This is a genomic window from Duganella paludis (assembly GCF_054461335.1).
Genome location: NZ_CM136922.1, coordinates 2,475,148 through 2,491,347, shown reverse-complemented (window position 1 = coordinate 2,491,347; position 16,200 = coordinate 2,475,148). Strand labels below are relative to the sequence as shown.

At 64.3% G+C, this 16,200-nt stretch carries 15 protein-coding genes; 9 read left to right on the top strand and 6 right to left on the bottom strand.

Annotation, left to right across the window (positions count from 1 at the left end):
• The first annotated feature begins 24 nt into the window (after nucleotides 1-24).
• A complete protein-coding gene (locus tag ACXZ1M_RS11265) occupies nucleotides 25-798 on the top strand; it encodes a 5'-3' exonuclease (RefSeq protein WP_459053249.1) in 774 nt (257 codons plus the stop codon).
• 16 nt (nucleotides 799-814) lie between these two features.
• The gene (locus ACXZ1M_RS11260; protein ID WP_459053248.1) at nucleotides 815-1,267 is read left to right on the top strand and encodes a response regulator; all 453 of its coding nucleotides are present in this window, start codon (nucleotides 815-817) and stop codon (nucleotides 1,265-1,267) included.
• Here the strand turns inward: ACXZ1M_RS11260 and mnmA are convergent, their stop codons facing one another.
• Complete coding sequence (gene mnmA, locus ACXZ1M_RS11255; RefSeq protein WP_459053247.1) at nucleotides 1,268-2,374, bottom strand: tRNA 2-thiouridine(34) synthase MnmA; 1,107 nt, start codon at nucleotides 2,372-2,374, stop codon at nucleotides 1,268-1,270.
• A 6-nt stretch (nucleotides 2,375-2,380) separates the two neighbouring features.
• Nucleotides 2,381-2,878, bottom strand: coding sequence for an NUDIX hydrolase (locus ACXZ1M_RS11250; protein ID WP_459053246.1), 498 nt, complete (start codon nucleotides 2,876-2,878; stop codon nucleotides 2,381-2,383).
• Between the two features lie 200 nt (nucleotides 2,879-3,078).
• Here ACXZ1M_RS11250 and ACXZ1M_RS11245 point away from each other — a divergent pair, with 200 nt between their 5' ends.
• The 4 genes from ACXZ1M_RS11245 (at nucleotide 3,079) to ACXZ1M_RS11230 (ending at nucleotide 6,884) form a co-directional block, all read left to right on the top strand.
• On the top strand, nucleotides 3,079-4,206 hold the full coding sequence (locus ACXZ1M_RS11245; protein WP_459053245.1) for a Re/Si-specific NAD(P)(+) transhydrogenase subunit alpha: 1,128 nt from the start codon (nucleotides 3,079-3,081) through the stop codon (nucleotides 4,204-4,206).
• A gap of 13 nt (nucleotides 4,207-4,219) precedes the next feature.
• The gene (locus ACXZ1M_RS11240) at nucleotides 4,220-4,546 is read left to right on the top strand and encodes an NAD(P) transhydrogenase subunit alpha part 2 (RefSeq protein WP_373989321.1); all 327 of its coding nucleotides are present in this window, start codon (nucleotides 4,220-4,222) and stop codon (nucleotides 4,544-4,546) included.
• The gene (locus ACXZ1M_RS11235; protein ID WP_459053244.1) at nucleotides 4,543-6,021 is read left to right on the top strand and encodes an NAD(P)(+) transhydrogenase (Re/Si-specific) subunit beta; all 1,479 of its coding nucleotides are present in this window, start codon (nucleotides 4,543-4,545) and stop codon (nucleotides 6,019-6,021) included. Before ACXZ1M_RS11240 ends, ACXZ1M_RS11235 begins: the two co-directional genes overlap by 4 nt.
• Before the next feature lie 98 nt (nucleotides 6,022-6,119).
• Nucleotides 6,120-6,884 (top strand): SDR family oxidoreductase, encoded by a 765-nt coding sequence (locus tag ACXZ1M_RS11230; RefSeq protein WP_459053243.1) that lies wholly within the window; start codon nucleotides 6,120-6,122, stop codon nucleotides 6,882-6,884.
• An 11-nt stretch (nucleotides 6,885-6,895) separates the two neighbouring features.
• On the opposite strand, the gene ACXZ1M_RS11225 is transcribed toward ACXZ1M_RS11230, so the two are convergent.
• The 4 genes from ACXZ1M_RS11225 to ACXZ1M_RS11210 are packed head-to-tail and all read right to left on the bottom strand — an operon-like array spanning nucleotide 6,896 to nucleotide 11,220.
• Entirely contained in the window at nucleotides 6,896-8,095 is a 1,200-nt protein-coding gene (locus tag ACXZ1M_RS11225) for a UbiH/UbiF/VisC/COQ6 family ubiquinone biosynthesis hydroxylase (protein WP_459053242.1), read from the bottom strand.
• Entirely contained in the window at nucleotides 8,092-9,432 is a 1,341-nt protein-coding gene (gene pepP, locus ACXZ1M_RS11220) for a Xaa-Pro aminopeptidase (RefSeq protein ID WP_459053241.1), read from the bottom strand. The genes ACXZ1M_RS11225 and pepP overlap by 4 nt, the downstream gene beginning before the upstream one ends.
• Complete coding sequence (murU, locus tag ACXZ1M_RS11215) at nucleotides 9,432-10,166, bottom strand: N-acetylmuramate alpha-1-phosphate uridylyltransferase MurU (RefSeq protein WP_459053240.1); 735 nt, start codon at nucleotides 10,164-10,166, stop codon at nucleotides 9,432-9,434. Before murU ends, pepP begins: the two co-directional genes overlap by 1 nt.
• Nucleotides 10,167-10,176: 10 nt before the next feature.
• Nucleotides 10,177-11,220, bottom strand: coding sequence for an aminoglycoside phosphotransferase family protein (locus ACXZ1M_RS11210; RefSeq protein ID WP_459053239.1), 1,044 nt, complete (start codon nucleotides 11,218-11,220; stop codon nucleotides 10,177-10,179).
• A 98-nt stretch (nucleotides 11,221-11,318) separates the two neighbouring features.
• Between ACXZ1M_RS11210 and ACXZ1M_RS11205 the strand changes: the two genes are divergently transcribed.
• The 3 genes from ACXZ1M_RS11205 to pdxA all read left to right on the top strand — a co-directional run bounded on the left by ACXZ1M_RS11205 (nucleotide 11,319) and on the right by pdxA (nucleotide 16,195).
• Nucleotides 11,319-13,565 carry an LPS-assembly protein LptD gene (locus ACXZ1M_RS11205; protein ID WP_459053238.1) on the top strand — a complete coding sequence of 749 codons (2,247 nt, stop codon included), beginning with the start codon at nucleotides 11,319-11,321 and terminating at the stop codon, nucleotides 13,563-13,565.
• Between the two features lie 104 nt (nucleotides 13,566-13,669).
• Complete coding sequence (locus tag ACXZ1M_RS11200; RefSeq protein ID WP_459053237.1) at nucleotides 13,670-15,118, top strand: peptidylprolyl isomerase; 1,449 nt, start codon at nucleotides 13,670-13,672, stop codon at nucleotides 15,116-15,118.
• Nucleotides 15,119-15,169: 51 nt separating this feature from the next.
• Complete coding sequence (gene pdxA / locus ACXZ1M_RS11195) at nucleotides 15,170-16,195, top strand: 4-hydroxythreonine-4-phosphate dehydrogenase PdxA (RefSeq protein WP_459053236.1); 1,026 nt, start codon at nucleotides 15,170-15,172, stop codon at nucleotides 16,193-16,195.
• The last annotated feature ends 5 nt before the right edge of the window (nucleotides 16,196-16,200 follow it).

Below are 16,200 nucleotides of genomic sequence, written 5' to 3'. Positions count from 1 at the left end.
GATTAAGCCCGGATGATGTTGAACATGGGTAGACTCCTTGCCATCGACGGCCTCAATATTGTGCGCCGTGTCTACGAAGCCAGTCCCGAACCGGACAGCCCTGAAAAGGCGGACATCGCCTTGCGCCACGCGCTATCGTCCTTCCGCACCCTGGTCCACGACCACCAGCCCACGCACGTGCTGCCCGCCTTCGATTTCGGCGGCCGCACCTGGCGTCATGATTTATATCCCGGCTACCGCGAAGGCCGCGCGCCAATGCCGTCGCCGCTGCGCGATGCGCTGCCGGCCTTCTACGACACGCTGCGCAATGTCGGCATGCATGTGGTGTCGGTGCCCGAGGTCGAAGCCGATGATGTGATCGGCACCGTGGTCACGCGCTGGCTGGCCGACGGCCGCGGCGAAGCCACGGTCGCCAGCACCGACAAGGACCTGCACGGCCTGATCGCCCAAGGCGCGCGCGTGTGGGACCACTTCAAGAGCGAATGGCACGACCACGCCTGGGTCGAGAAGAAGTGGGGCGTGCCGCCGGACCAGCTGCCCGACCTGCTGGCGCTGATGGGCGATGTGACCGATTCGATTCCCGGCGTCTCCAAGGTCGGCGTGAAAACCGCCGCCCGACTGTTGCGTACATACGGCACTCTGGACGCCATCATGGCCGGCGCCGGCATTCTGAAGGACACGCTGGGCGAAACACTACGAAAAGAGCGCGAAATGCTGTATCTTTCTCGACAGCTAGTTGCGTTAAAAACAGATGTGCGGGTTGGCGTCAGCTGGAATATGCTGGCTTGGTCCCACTAATAACAAGGTTTGCAAGATGTTAAAAGCAGTCATTATCGACCAGAGCGCCGTCGCGCGCGGTCTGCTCAACACCGTGCTGCTCGATGGCGGTTATGACGTGGTGGGCCAGACCCACACCTGCGCCAGCGCCATGGTGCTGTTGATCAAACACCAGCCGCACATCGTCTGCATCGCCAGGGAGCAGATGGAGAAAGAGCCGGAGACCTTGGTCGAAATTCGCGCCACCTGGCCCAAGACGCTGGTGTTCATGGTGTCGAGCGAACTGGACGCCGCCACCATCCAGTCGGCGCACGCGATGGGCGTGAGCGGCTTCATCGTCAAGCCGTTCAAGGCCGACACGGTGCTCAATACGATACGCAATGTGGTGATCGCCATGGTCAAGCGCCAGCGCGCGGCGCTGGCTGCCAAGGCGGAAGCAGAAGCCGGCGGCACCGGCGATGCAGCGCCACCGGCCGCCGCAGCGGAGTAATTACGAAGCGAAGGTCGAGCTGTCAATGATGCCGCCGCCCAGGCAGACATCGCCGTCGTACAGCACGGCCGACTGGCCCGGCGTCACCGCCCACTGGGCATCCATGAACTTCAACGCAAAATCTGATTCGCCGGCAGGCGCGATCTCGCACGCCACGTCGGCCTGGCGATAACGCGTCTTGGCCGACAGCGCGCGCGCTTCCGGCGCCACGCCGGCCACCCAGCTGGCCTGGTCGGCGCGCAGCGTCGACGACAGCAGCCACGGATGGTCGTGGCCCTGGACGATGTACAGCACGTTGTTGGCCACATCCTTCTTGGCCACATACCAGGCGTCGTTGCTGCCGTCGGCGTTCTTGTAATCCTTCATGCCGCCCACGCCGATGCCCTTGCGCTGTCCCAGCGTGTAGAACGACAGGCCCACGTGCTCGCCCACCACCTTGCCGTCCGGCGTCATCATCGGGCCCGGCTTGTACGACAGATAGCGGTTCAGGAACTCGCGGAACGGACGTTCGCCGATGAAGCAGATGCCGGTCGAATCCTTCTTGGCCGCATTCGGCAGCTGGAGCTTTTCGGCGATCTTGCGCACTTCGGTTTTCGGGATCTCGCCCAACGGGAACAGGGTCTTCGACAACTGCGCCTGGTTCAGGCGGTGCAGGAAGTAGCTCTGGTCCTTGGTGTGATCGACCGCCTTCAGCAGCTCGGCGCGGCCGTTGTGCTGACGCACGCGCGCGTAGTGGCCGGTGGCGATCAGGTCCGCGCCCAGCGACATGGCGTGGTCGAGGAAGGCCTTGAATTTGATTTCGGCGTTGCACAGCACGTCGGGATTCGGCGTGCGGCCGGCCTGGTATTCGCGCAGGAAGTCGGCGAACACGCGGTCCTTGTATTCGCTGGCGAAGTTCACCGCCTCGATGTCGACACCGACCACGTCGGCCACCGAGGCCGCGTCGATCCAGTCCTGGCGGGTGGAGCAATACTCGGAGTCGTCGTCATCTTCCCAGTTCTTCATGAACAGGCCGATGACTTCATAGCCTTGTTCCTTGAGCAGCCACGCCGAGACCGAGGAATCCACCCCGCCCGACATGCCGATAACGACCCGTTTCTTACTCATGCTTCTTTATCCATTCGCAGTGCTAATCGCTTCCTTGAACACGGAAGCATGTGTTTGTATCAATTCCAGCGGCGCGCGGCGGCCCGCCAGGTATTCGTCCACGCATTGCAACACGGTCGGGCTGCGGTGACGGTCGGCGCAGGCGGCCAATTCGTCGCGCGTGAGCCACATCGTGCGCAAAATTCCCTCATCCAACGGACGGTCGTGCTGCGCGCCCGGATAGCCGCAGAACGTGAAGCGCAAATACGTCACTTCCTCGCCGGTGCGGTTGGAGGTGTAGCGCGACATATACATGCCCACCAGCGCGGTCGGCGTGAAGTCGTAGGCGGTTTCCTCCAGCGTTTCGCGCACCACCGCCTCCTGCAGGGACTCGTACGGGTCCAGGTGGCCGGCAGGCTGGTTGATGCGGATGCCGTCGCTGGTTTCTTCTTCGATCAGCAAAAACTTGCCATCTTTTTCTACGATGGCGGCAACAGTAACAGAGGGTTTCCAGATACGCGGCATGAGTCATCCTTGAGAAGAGCCGATATTTTAGCCTGTTCCGGCCATTTGGTTTGCGCTTGCGCAAATTTAGAAGCTAATTAATGACAAATAGTAATACTTGATGTGATCAAATCGTTGGCTATAGACAAATAAGTATTAAGTATCATGGTCGAAAAATCCATGATAGATTGTAGTCAGTTTATTAATCATTTGGAGGCACCATGAGAATAAGCGTACCGGCCGAAACACGGCCGGGTGAGACCCGGGTCGCGGCCACCCCGGAGACGGTCAAGAAGCTGGCCGCCAAGCACCAGATCCTGGTGCAGGCAGGCGCCGGTCTGGCGGCCTCCGTCACCGACGAAGCCTATGTTGCAGCTGGTGCACAAATCGTGCCCGCCGCCGAGGTCTGGGCGGCCGATGTGATCCTCAAAGTACGTGCCCCCAATGCGGAAGAGCGCGCCCAGATCAAGCCGGGGACGGTGGTGATCGGCATGCTCAATCCTTTTGATGCGGAAAACAACGCCGCCATGGCTGCGGCCGGGCTGCAGGCGCTGGCGCTGGAAGCCGTGCCGCGTATCACGCGCGCGCAGTCGATGGACGTGCTGTCGTCGCAGGCCAACATCGCCGGCTACAAGGCGGTGATGGTGGCCGCCAATACCTACCAGCGCTTCATGCCGATGCTGATGACGGCGGCCGGCACGGTGAAGGCGGCGCGGGTGCTGATCATGGGGGTGGGCGTGGCCGGTTTGCAGGCCATCGCCACCGCCAAGCGCCTCGGCGCGGTGATCGAAGCGTCCGATGTGCGCCCGCCGGTGAAGGAGCAGGTGGAGTCGCTGGGCGCCAAGTTCATCGACGTGCCGTATTTGACCGACGAAGAAAAAGAAATCGCCCAAGGCGTGGGCGGCTATGCGCGTCCGATGCCGGCCGACTGGATGCGCCGGCAGTCCGAGCTGGTGCACGAACGCGCCAAGCTGGCCGACATCATCATCACCACCGCGCTGATTCCGGGCCGTCCGGCGCCGGTGCTGATTTCCGAAGAAACGGTGAAGGCCATGAAGCCCGGTTCCGTGATCGTCGACCTGGCGGTGTCGCAGGGCGGTAACTGCCCGCTGTCCGAGCTGAATAAAACCGTGGTCAAACACGGCGTGCACATCATCGGCGAGCCGGACCTGGCTACGCTGGTGGCGGCCGACGCCTCGGCGCTGTATGCGCGCAACGTGCTGGACTTCCTCAAGCTGATCATCGACAAGGAAGATAAATCGGGCGGCGCTCCGCTGGTGATCGACCGCGAGGACGAGATCATCAAGGCCACGCTGCTGTGCACCGGCGGCGAACTGCTGCGCAAATAAGAAGGAGAACAATATGGAAATCAGCCACACCGTCATCAACCTGATTATCTTCGTGCTGGCCATCTACGTCGGCTACCACGTGGTCTGGACCGTCACGCCGGCGCTGCATACGCCGCTGATGGCCGTCACCAACGCCATCTCGGCCATCATCATCGTCGGCGCCATGCTGGCCGCGTCGCTGACCGAGGGCCTGATCGGCCAGGTCGCCGGCACGGTCGCGGTGGCGCTGGCCGCCGTCAATGTGTTCGGCGGCTTCCTGGTCACCCAGCGCATGCTGGAGATGTTCCGCAAAAAAGAGCCGAAGGCCAAGCCTGCGGATGGCAAGGGAGGTCACGCATGAATTTCATCTCCATGAACCTGGTGACGATGATGTATCTCATCGCATCGGTATGCTTTATCCAGGCGTTGAAAGGGTTGTCCTCGCCGGGCACGGCGCGCACCGGCAATGCCTTCGGCATGTCGGGCATGGCGATCGCTTTCGTCACCACCATCGCCCTGATTCTCAAGCTGAAGGCAGATGCGACGGCGGCCGCCGTTGCCGGCGTCAGCGGCGGCATGGGCCTCGGCCTGGTGGCGCTGGGCGTGATCGTCGGCGGCGGTATCGGCGCGGTGCTGGCCAAGAAGGTCGAAATGACCAAGATGCCGGAGCTGGTCGCGGCCATGCACTCGCTGATCGGTCTGGCGGCGGTATGCATCGCGGTGGCGGCGGTGTCGGAGCCGCACGCGTTCGGCATTGCGGCCGTGGGCGAGGCGCTGCCGGTCGGTAACCGCATCGAGCTGTTCATCGGCACCTTCGTCGGCGCGATTACCTTCTCCGGTTCGGTGATCGCGTTCGGCAAGCTGTCGGGCAAGTACAAGTTCCGCCTGTTCCAGGGCGCACCGGTGAGCTTCGCCGGCCAGCACATGCTGAACCTGATCCTGGCCATCGTGATGGTCGGCCTGGGCCTGGTGTTCGTGTTCGCCGGCGGCGTCGAGCCTGCGTGGACGCCGTTCCTGATCATGACCGCCATCGCGTTTGTGCTCGGCGTGCTGATCATCATCCCGATCGGCGGCGCGGACATGCCGGTGGTGGTGTCGATGCTGAACTCCTACTCCGGCTGGGCCGCTGCCGGCATCGGCTTCTCGCTGAACAACTCGATGCTGATCATCGCCGGTTCGCTGGTCGGTTCCTCGGGCGCCATCCTGTCCTACATCATGTGCAAGGCGATGAACCGTTCGTTCTTCAACGTGATCCTGGGCGGTTTCGGCGGTGCGCCGGCGGAGGCGGGTCCTGGCGGCGCCAAGGAGCAGCGTCCGGTCAAGTCCGGTTCGGCCGACGATGCCTCGTTCATCATGGCCAATGCCGAAAGCGTGATCATCGTGCCGGGCTACGGATTGGCCGTGGCGCGCGCCCAGCACTCGCTGAAAGAACTGGTGGAAAAGCTGACCCACAAGGGCGTGACCGTGAAGTATGCGATCCACCCGGTGGCGGGCCGCATGCCGGGCCACATGAACGTGCTGCTGGCCGAGGCAGAAGTGCCGTACGACCAGGTGTTCGAGATGGAGGACATCAACGGCGAGTTCGGGCAGACCGACGTGGTGCTGATCCTGGGCGCCAACGACGTGGTCAATCCGGCCGCCAAGGACCCGAAATCGCCGATCGCCGGCATGCCGATCCTGGAGGCCTACAAGGCCAAGAGCATCATCGTCAACAAGCGCTCCATGGCCTCCGGCTATGCGGGCCTGGACAATGAGCTGTTCTACCAGGCCAACACCATGATGGTCTTCGGCGATGCCAAAAAGGTCATCGAGGACATGGTCAAGGCAGTGGAGTGATTCACAATTTGTGAATGATCTATTCCTTTTGAGCCGATTGATGGTGGTGTTGATGAAGCCTACTATGGCTACATCAACCCACCTCAAGGAGTTTCAAAATGAACCGTCTGCAAAACAAAGTCGCTATCGTCACTGGTGCATCGTCTGGCATCGGCCGCGCCACCGCCAAGCTGTTCGCCGCTGAAGGCGCCAAAGTCGTCGTCGCCGCCCGCCGCCAGGCGGAACTCGATACGCTGGTCGCCGAGATCAAGGCAGACGGCGGCAACGCCATCGCGCTGGCCGGCGACGTCACTTCCGAATCGTTCAACGCCCAACTGGTCGCCGCTGCGGTCGAAGCTTACGGCCGCCTGGACATCGCCTACAACAACGCCGGCACGCTGGGCGAAATGGGCGAGACCATCGGCGTCACGGAGCAGGGCTGGAACGACACCATCGCCGCCAACCTGACCAGCGCCTTCCTCGGCGCCAAGCACCAGGTTCCTGAAATGATCAAGCATGGCGGCGGTTCGGTGATCTTCACCTCGACTTTCGTCGGCTACAGCTTCGCCTTCCCGGGCGTGGCCGCATACGCCGCCAGCAAGGCCGGCCTGATCGGCCTGACACAGGCGCTGGCCGCCGAATACGGCCCGCAAGGCGTGCGCGTGAACGCCGTGCTGCCGGGCGCTGTGGACACCTCGATGTACCGCGAAATGAACAACACGCCGGAATCGACTTCCTTCATCACCAACCTGCACGCGCTGAAACGCGTGGCGCAACCGGAAGAACTGGCGCGCTCGGTGCTGTACCTGGCTTCGGACGATTCCTCGTTCGTGACCGGCACCGCCTCGCTGGTCGACGGCGGCGCCTCGATCACCCGCACCTGATCGCGGTTGGCCTAGCGGCGGCCGTACATCATCAGTTCGGCCAGCAGGCCGCGCGCTGGGCCGACCATGTCGATGGCGGCCAGCGAGAGGCCTAGCAGGGCTTGGGCTGGTGAGTCGTTGGCGAAGATGCGGGCCATGGTGTCGGTCAGGTGGACGGTGGTGCTGCGGTCGCGCCGTCGCAGTTCGGTGAATTGCGACAGCATCGTCGGCGTGGCGTCTTGCGTCAGCAGGCGTGCCAGCACCGTGACGTCGCGCAGGCCTAGGTTGAGGCCTTGGCCTGCCACCGGATGCAGCGTTTGCGCGGCGTTGCCGATGGCGACCGTGCGCGCGGTGCTGCGCGGGGCGGCGTTCAATCCGAGCGGGAAGGCCAGGCGCGGCGAGGCGTGCGTGAAGCGGCCTACGCGTTCGCCGAAGGCTGTGCCTAGCGCTTGCAGGAAGTCGGTGTCGTTCAGGGCTTGCAGCGTTGCGGCGGTGTCGGGACGCACGCACCAGACCAGAGAGTATTCGTCATCCTGCGGCAGCAGCGCCAGCGGGCCTTGTTCCGTAAAGCGTTCGTAGGCGCGGTGCGGCGGCGTGGCGCTGCGCACTTGCGCGATGATGGCGGTTTGCTGGTAGTCGCGGTTGTGCGCGCGCTCCTGCTGTTCGTTGAACAGGCCACCTTCGGCCTGCACCACGATGGCCGCGCGCAGTGTTTTCGGTGCGCCTTCGGCATCGAGGATCAGCGTGACGGCATCCTGCTGTTCGTCGATGGCGATCACGCGCGCGGGACGCAGCGAGACGATGCCGGCGCGTTCGCAGCCGGCGCCCAAGGCGCTCACCAGGTTGCCGTAGCGGCTGACGTAACCCAGCGCCGGCAGGTCGTAGTCCTTGCGGTCGATCAGGCTGCGGCCGAACTGGCCGCGCCGCGATACGTGGATTTGTTCGATGGCCGTGGCGGCAGCGGGCCAGCCGCCGATTTCTTCGAGTATTTGCCGGCTGCCCCAGGACAGTGCCAGCGAGCGCGGATCTTTGCCGGCTTGCTCCAGCGTCTTGGCGTCGATCAGGGCGATACGGCCCGGCGCCATGCCGCGCTTGACCAGCAGCGCCGCCAGCGCCATGCCGGCCGGACCGGCGCCGCAGATGGCGACGTCGTAATCCGGCGCCGCGCTGCCGGCTGCAGTCCCGGCTGCGGCTTGCGCCGTTGGCGCGGCGCGTGAGGTGGTGTCTGTCATTGTTGCTGCATCAGTTCTTCAATTTCGACCACGGTCTTGGGCGCGGCTGCGCTCAGGATGGTATGGCCGCCGGCCGTGACCAGCACGTCGTCTTCGATGCGGATGCCGATGTTCCAGTATTCTTCCGGCACGCCTTCGGCCGGACGCACGTAGATGCCCGGCTCCACCGTCACCACCATGCCCGGCAACAGCACGCGCGACGGCTTGTCCGCCAGGTTGACGTTGCGGTATTGGCCGACGTCGTGCACGTCCATGCCCAGCCAGTGGCCGGTGCCGTGCATGTAGAACTGCAGGTAGGTCTTGTTGGCGATGACGTCATCGAGCGCGCCTTGCAGCAGGCCCAGTTCCAGCATGCCTTGCGCCAGCACGCGCACCGCCGCTTCGTGCGCGCCGGAGTAGGGCAGTCCGGGAGCGATGGCTTCCAGTGCGGCGGCTTGCGCGGCCAGCACCAGTTCATACAGGCGCTTTTGCGGCGCGCTGAATTTGCCGTTGACCGGGAAGGTGCGGGTGATGTCGGAGGCGTAGCCATCGAGCTCGCAGCCGGCGTCGATCAGCACCAGGTCGCCGTCTTTTGATTGTGCGTTGTTGGCGCTGTAGTGCAGCACGCAGGCGTTGGCGCCCGTTGCCACGATGGAGTTGTAGGCCGGCGCCTGCGCGCCGTTGCGGCGGAATTCGTACAGCAGTTCCGCTTCCAGTTCGTATTCGTAGACGCCGGCGCTGGCTGCGCGCATGGCGCGCTGGTGCGCCTGCGCCGAGATGGTCGCGGCGCGCAGCATGGTGGCTTGTTCGCTGTCGTCCTTCAGCAGGCGCATTTCGTCCAGCAGCGGCAGCAGGTCGACTGTGCTGGCCGGCGGCGTGACGCCGGTGCGGGCCTTGGCGCGCACTGCGGACAGCCAGTCCGCTACGCGCGCATCGAGCTTGCTGCTGGCGTGATGCAGCGGGTAGTACAGCGATGGCGCGTTGGCCAGCAGCTCGGCCATTTTGTCGTCCAGCGTTTCGATGGCGTGGGCTTCGTCGAAGCCGAAGGCTTCGCGTGCGCCGTCCGGGCCGTAGCGGTAGCCGTCCCAGATCTCGCGGTCGATGTTCTTCGGACGGCAGAACAGGATGGCGCGTGCCGGCGCATCGCCCTGCGCGGCGATCAGCACCAGCGTGGCTTCCGGTTCGGTGAAGCCGGTCAAATAGTAGAAGTAGCTGTCGTGGCGATAGAGGTAGTCGCTGTCGCTGTTGCGCGCTACTTCCGGCGCGGTCGAGAGCACGGCCACTGCGCCGGGCGGCATTTGCGCCAGCAGGCGCACGCGCCGGTCGGCGTAGCGGCTGATGTCTGCCACGCCGGTCATCACTGCACGCCTTTGGCAGCGGGCGCCAGGGCTGCCAGCGGGGCGTTCAGCAGGTCGAGCTGCTGCACGGTGCCGACGTTGTGCCATTCGCCTTCATACACTTCGCCGCCGACCTGCTTCTTGTCCGCATATTCGCGGATCAGCGGGCCAAGCTTGGCGTACTCGCCGGCGGCGATGTGCTCGAACATCTCCATGCGGTACACGCCGATGTTCCCGAAGGTCCACTTGGGCGAGCCGTCGTTGGTCAGCGAGTACATGGTCATGCCGAAGTCGCCGTCCGGATGCCAGTCGGGATTCGGCACCATGTACAGCCAGCAGACGTCGCGCTTGTCGGCCGGGTAGGGATTGCCCCACATGTCCTTGTCGTGCAGGACGTCTTTCACCTGTTCGAAGTCGAAGTAGGGCGTGTAGATGTCGCCCGAGATGGCCACGAACGGTTCATCGCCCAGCAGATGGCGCGCCTTGGCGATGCCGCCCGCCGTTTCCAGCGCCTGCTCTTCGTGCGAGTACAGCAGCTTGGCGCCGAACTGGCTGCCGTCGCCCAGCGCCGCCTCGAGCTGCGCGCCGAGGTGGGCGTGGTTGATGACGATGTCGGTAATGCCGGCCTTCACCAGATTCAGGATATGCCAGACGATCAGCGGCCGGCCGCGTACTTTCAGCAGCGGCTTGGGGATGGTGTCGGTCAATGGACGCATGCGTTCGCCGCGTCCGGCGGCGAAGATCATCGCTTTCATGCGCCGGTCCTTAGAAGGTGTAGCCGACTTGCGGCTTGCTGTCTTCCAGCAGATCGAGCAGGCGCACCAGCGGCTTCAGATCCTTGTAGCGGCCGGCGGTCTTGCGCACGTATTCCATCACGGTCGGCAGGTCTTCCAGGTATTGGGCCTTGCCGTCGCGGTAGTTCAGGCGGCAGAACAGGCCCAGGATCTTCAGGTGGCGCTGCAGCGACATGTATTCGAAGTCCTTGTAGAAGGCGTCGATGTCCTTGTTGACCGGCAGGCCCAGCGACTTGGCGTGCTGCCAGTAGCGGATGGCCAAGTCCAGCACCAGTTCCTCGTCCCACTGCACGTAGGCGTCGCGCAGCAGCGAGGCCAGGTCGTAGGTCATCGGACCGTACAGCGCGTCCTGGAAATCGAGCACGCCGGGATTGCCGGCGTCCACCACCATCAGGTTGCGCGAGTGGAAGTCGCGGTGCACATAGACTTGCGCCTGCGCCGTGACGTTGGCCAGGATGGCGTCGAACACGCCCTGCAGCTCGGCCGACTGTTTCTCGGTCAACGTGGCGTTCAGGTGCTTGCCGATGTACCACTCGGGGAACAAGCTCATTTCGCGCTGCAGGAAGGCGCGGTCGTATTCCGGCAGCACGTCCGGACGGCTGGTGATCTGGAACTTGACCAGCGCTTCGAGCGCCTCGGCGTACATGGTCGAGGCGTTGTCGTGCGTGAGCGCCGACAGGTAGGTGGTATTGCCCAGGTCCGACAGCAGCATGAAGCCGGCTTCGTAATCGGTGGCGATGATGCGCGGCACGGTGACGCCGGCATGCGTGAGCATTTCGTCAACTTTGACAAAGCCGAGCACGTTTTCACGCTCCGGCGGCGCGTCCATGACGATCAGGGTCTGGCCCAGCGCGGATTGTTGTTCGGGCAAAACGTTGACACGGAAGTAACGGCGGAAGCTGGCGTCGGCCGAGGCGGCGCGTGCGCTGTCCGCGTCCACCACGTTCAGGCCGCGCAGCCAGGTCAGCAGGAGTTGCAGGCGTGTATCGGAAGTTAAATTCTGTAATAAAGACATCGAAGCGTGCCGGGAAACCGGCGTCAGGTGAAGATTCCCATATAATAAGGGATTCAAATCAAAAAATCGCCTTTCATGGTGCCTGGTCCCTTCTTTTCATGAGTCGCATGCCCAAACCGCAGCGCTTGGCGTATGCCCTGTCCGCTATCTTCACTGTGTCGGCGTTGCCGTCGCACGCCCAAACGCCCCCCAAACAACGCGCCGCGCGCGTGGAAGACAAGAACGCCGTCACCATCCTCAAGGCGGAGGACATCGGCGGCCGCCCGGAGCGCGAACTGACGCTGGAGCGCGATGCGGAACTGATCAAGGACAAGACCAAGGTCAAGGCCGACACCGCCTGCTATCGCCAGGTGGAGAATGAAGTCGAGGCCAAGGGCGATGTGAAGATCTGGCGTTTCGGCGACTATTTCACCGGCGACGAGCTCAAGCTGAACATGGACACCGGCAAGGGCTATATGCTCAACCCGACCTACACGCTGGAAGCCAACCAGGCGCGCGGCAAGGCCGAACGCCTGAACTTCGTCAACGAAGACGAGGCCGTGGTCATCAACGGCACCTACAGCACCTGCCAGAGCGCGGACCCGGACTGGTACCTGAAGTCGGACACGCTGAACCTCGATTCCGGCCGCGACGTCGGCACCGCCGGCAAGACGCTGATCTATTTCAAGGACGTGCCCATCATCGGCACGCCCGCGCTGTCGTTCTCGCTGTCGGGCGCGCGCCGGTCGGGCTGGCTGTCGCCGACGCCGGGCTTCGGCTCGAAGAACGGCGCGGAACTGGTGGTGCCGTATTACTTCAACATCGCGCCGAACCGCGACTTGACGCTGTACCCGAAAATCATCGGCAACCGCGGCCTGCAGATCGGCGCGCTGGGACGCTACCTGGGCGAGACCGACGGCGGCCTGTACAAGGGCGACACCTATCTCGAATACTTGCCGCACGACCGCGAGTACGCCAAGGCCAACCCGGATATCAAGAGCGACCGCTGGATGATCCGCTCCACCCACGTGCAGGACCTGACGCCGGACTGGGTCTACAGCTGGAGCTTCCGCGCCGCCTCGGACAACAACTACCCGAATGATTTCTCCAAGACGGTGTCGAGCTCGACCGAGCGTCAGCTGCTGCGCGAACTGCGCACCGACTACCATGGCGATTTCTGGACCCTGACCGCGCGCGTGCAGAAGTACCAGGTGCTGCAAGACCCGGAATCGGCGACCGATTCGTCGCTGACCGTGACGCGCCCGTACGACCGTCTGCCGGCGGTGAACTTCCACGCCGCGCAGTACGACGTGGCCGGCGGCTTCGACTGGGCCTTCGACTCCGAGCTGACCCGCTTCTACCACCCGACCCGCATCAACGGCACGCGCCTGGTGGCGATTCCGCAGCTCAGCTATCCGATCGTCGGGCCGAGCTATTTCATCACGCCCAAGGTCATGGTCAACATGGCCAGCTACCAGCTGGAGGCGTCCGGCGCGCAGAAGGCCGAGAACCTGTCGCGCACGGTGCCGACGCTGTCGCTCGACACCGGCCTGGTGTTCGAGCGCGACATCAAGTTCGGCGGCAAGGAAATGACGCAGACGCTGGAGCCGCGCCTGTTCTACGTGAACACGCCGTACCGCGACCAGAGCAAGTTCCCGACCTTCGACACCGACGCGGCCACCTTCAACTTCGCGCAGATCTTCAGCGAAAACCGCTTCATCGGTTCGGACCGCATCGGCGACGCCAACCAGCTGACCGCCGCGCTGACCTCGCGCTTCCTCGACGCCAACGGCGCCGAGGCCTTGCGCCTGGCGTTCGGCCAGCGCTTCTACTTCCGCGACCAGAAGGTGCAGCTCGATTCGTCGACCCCGGTGGTGGACGCGCACTCGGACATCCTGCTGGCCGCCGGCGGCCGCATTTCCGACACCTGGGGCGTCGACAGCGCGGTGCAGTACAACCCGAGCCAGAGCCGCATCGTGTCGCAAAGCTATACCGCGCAGTGGACGCCGGGCGCCAAGAAGGTGCTCAACCTGGGCTACCGCTACCTGCGCAACAGCTTCAAGAACGTCGAGCTGTCGAGCCAGTGGCCGATCTTCCAGCGCTGGTACGGCGTGGGCCGCATCAGTTACTCGATGCAGGACAAGAAAATCCTGGAAAGCCTGCTCGGCCTCGAATACAACGCCGACTGCTGGGTGTTCCGCACCGGCGCGCAGCGTTTCGTGACCACCGCGACCAAGACCTCGACCCAGGTCTTCTTCCAGCTGGAACTGAACGGCCTGTCGCACCTCGGCGTCGGCAGCCCGCTGGAGGCGATGAAAACCAGTATCCCGGGTTATCAACGCCTGAATGAGGGCTATGGCCGCTAACTCGATGTACACTTGGCGTCCGCCGGGCATTTCCGCCCCGGCGCTTTTTGACTTTTTTACACCTCTTGAGCGTTCTTAACATGCGTAATGCCAGTAAGTACCAGATGAAACTCCTCGCAGTCCTGTTGTGCACGGCCGCGCTCAGCGGTTGTAGCCTGTTCTCGTCGAAGAAGAAAGCCGAACCGGCCGCCGCGCCAGTGGTCGCCGCCGCGCCGGCCGCCGCTGCCGCACCGGCCAAGCCGGCCGCGAAAAAAGAAGGCGCCGGTTTCCTGCCGCCGGGTGAATCGGGGAACGTGGAGGTCGACTCGATCGCCGTGGTGGTCAACGATGAAGTCATCACCCAGCGCGAGCTGGTCAACCGCATCAAGTCCGTGACCGCCCGCATGAAGGCGCAGAACGCGCAGATGCCGTCGGACGCCGACCTGCGCCGCCAGCTGCTCGAACGCATGATCGTCGAGCGCTCGCAGCTGCAGATGGCCAAGGACATGGGCGTGCGCGTGGACGACCTGCAGCTCGACCGCGCCATCGGCCGCATCGCCGAAGCGCAGAAGATGAACGTCCAGCAGTTCCGCAACCAGATGGAAAAGGATGGCACGCCGTACGCCGCCTTCCGCGAGGAGATCCGCGAGGAAATCATCATGCAGCGACTGCGCGAGCATGAAGTCGACGCCAAGATCCAGATTTCCGACGCCGAAGTGGACAGCTTCCTGGCCGCCGAAAAGGCCGCCGCCGCCGAGCAGTTCGAAATCAATATCGCGCAAATCATGGTCCGCATTCCGGACAACGCCACCGCCGAAGTGATCGCCCAGCGCCGTGCGCGCGCCGAGGAAGTGATGCGCCAGCTGCGCACCGGCGCCGACTTTGCCAAGATGGCCGCCACCTATTCGGACGCCAGCGACGCGCTGCAAGGCGGCGCGGTCGGCTGGCGCCAGCCCGAGCGCCTGCCGCCGGTGTTTGCCGAAGCGCTGACCAAGCTGAAAGCCGGCCAGGTCACGCCCATCATCAAGAGCACCGGCGCCTTCCACATCCTGAAGGCGGTGGACCGCCGCAGCCTGGCCGAGGCGCAAGCCGTGGCCGCCGTGCAGCAAACCCATGCCCGCCACATCCTGATCAAGGTGACGCCGGCCATGAGCGCGGCCGACGCCAAGCGCAAGCTGCTGGAACTGAAGGAACGCCTGGACAACAACGCCGCCAAGTTCGAAGACCTGGCGCGCCTGGTGTCGAACGACGGCTCGGCCGCCAAGGGTGGCGACCTGGGCTGGCTGTATCCGGGCGACACCATGCCGGAATTCGAAGCGGCCATGAACAACCTGAAGATCGGCGAAGTGAGCCAGCCGGTGGAAACCAGCTTCGGCCTGCACCTGATCGAGGTGCTGGAGCGCAAGAGCGACGACGTCTCGAAAGAGCGCGAGCGCAACAATGCGCGCCAGGCCCTGCGCGAGCGCAAGATGGAAGAAGCGACCGAGAGCTGGCAGCGTGAAGTGCGCGACCGCGCCTACGTCGAGTACCGCAACGAAGAAGACAAAGCGGCCAACAGCAACGCCAACAAGTAAGCAGAAAGGGGAGCACGAGTGAGCGCCACTTCAACCAAACGGCGCCCGGGAGTGCGCCCCGCTATTGCGGTCACGGTCGGCGAGCCGGCCGGCATCGGTCCGGAAATCTCGATCCGCGCGGCGTGGGCGCGGCGGCGCGACGTCAATTGCGTGCTGCTGGGCGACGCCGCCTTCCTGGCCATGATCGCCCACGATATCGACCCGGAGATCAAGCTGTCCGCGCTGTCGCTGATGGCGGTGCGCAACGGCGGCCTGCCGCATTTCGGCGCCGACCGCATCAGCGTGATCGACGTGCCGCTGGGCGCGCACGTGGTGCCGGGCAAGCTCGACAAGAACAACGGCCGCGCCGTGCTCGACACGCTGGACGCCGCCATCGAAGGCGTGCGGGCGGGCTGGTTCGAAGCGGTGGTCACCGCGCCGCTGCAAAAGAGCACCATCAACGACGCCGGCGTGAAGTTCTCCGGCCATACCGAATACTTCGCCGACCAGACCGGCACGCCGCAGGTGGTGATGCTGCTGGCCGGGCCGCAAGCTAACGGAGAGCAACTGCGCGTGGCGCTGGCCACCACCCACCTGCCGCTGAAGGACGTGGCGGCGGCGCTGAGCCGGGACGGCCTGGCGCGCGTGCTGGACATCATCCACGCCGACCTGCGCGCCAAGTTCGGCATCGCCGCGCCGCGCATCCTGGTCTGCGGCCTGAACCCGCACGCGGGCGAGGGCGGCTACCTGGGGCGCGAGGAAATCGACACCATCACGCCGGCCATCGAAGCGGCGCAGGCGCGCGGCATCGATGCGCGCGGCCCGTATCCGGCCGACACCTTGTTCCAGCCCAAGTACCTGAAGGATGCCGACTGCGTGCTGGCCATGTACCACGACCAGGGCCTGCCGGTGCTCAAGTACGCCACCTTCGGCCAGGGCGTCAACATCACGCTGGGCCTGCCGCTGATCCGCACCTCGGTCGACCACGGCACAGCGCTGGACCTGGCCGCGCAAGGCCTGGGCAAAGCCGACTGCGGCAGCATGGAACAAGCGATCGACACGGCGCTGGCCATGGCCAACGCCATCAATTCACCTTAAAAGAA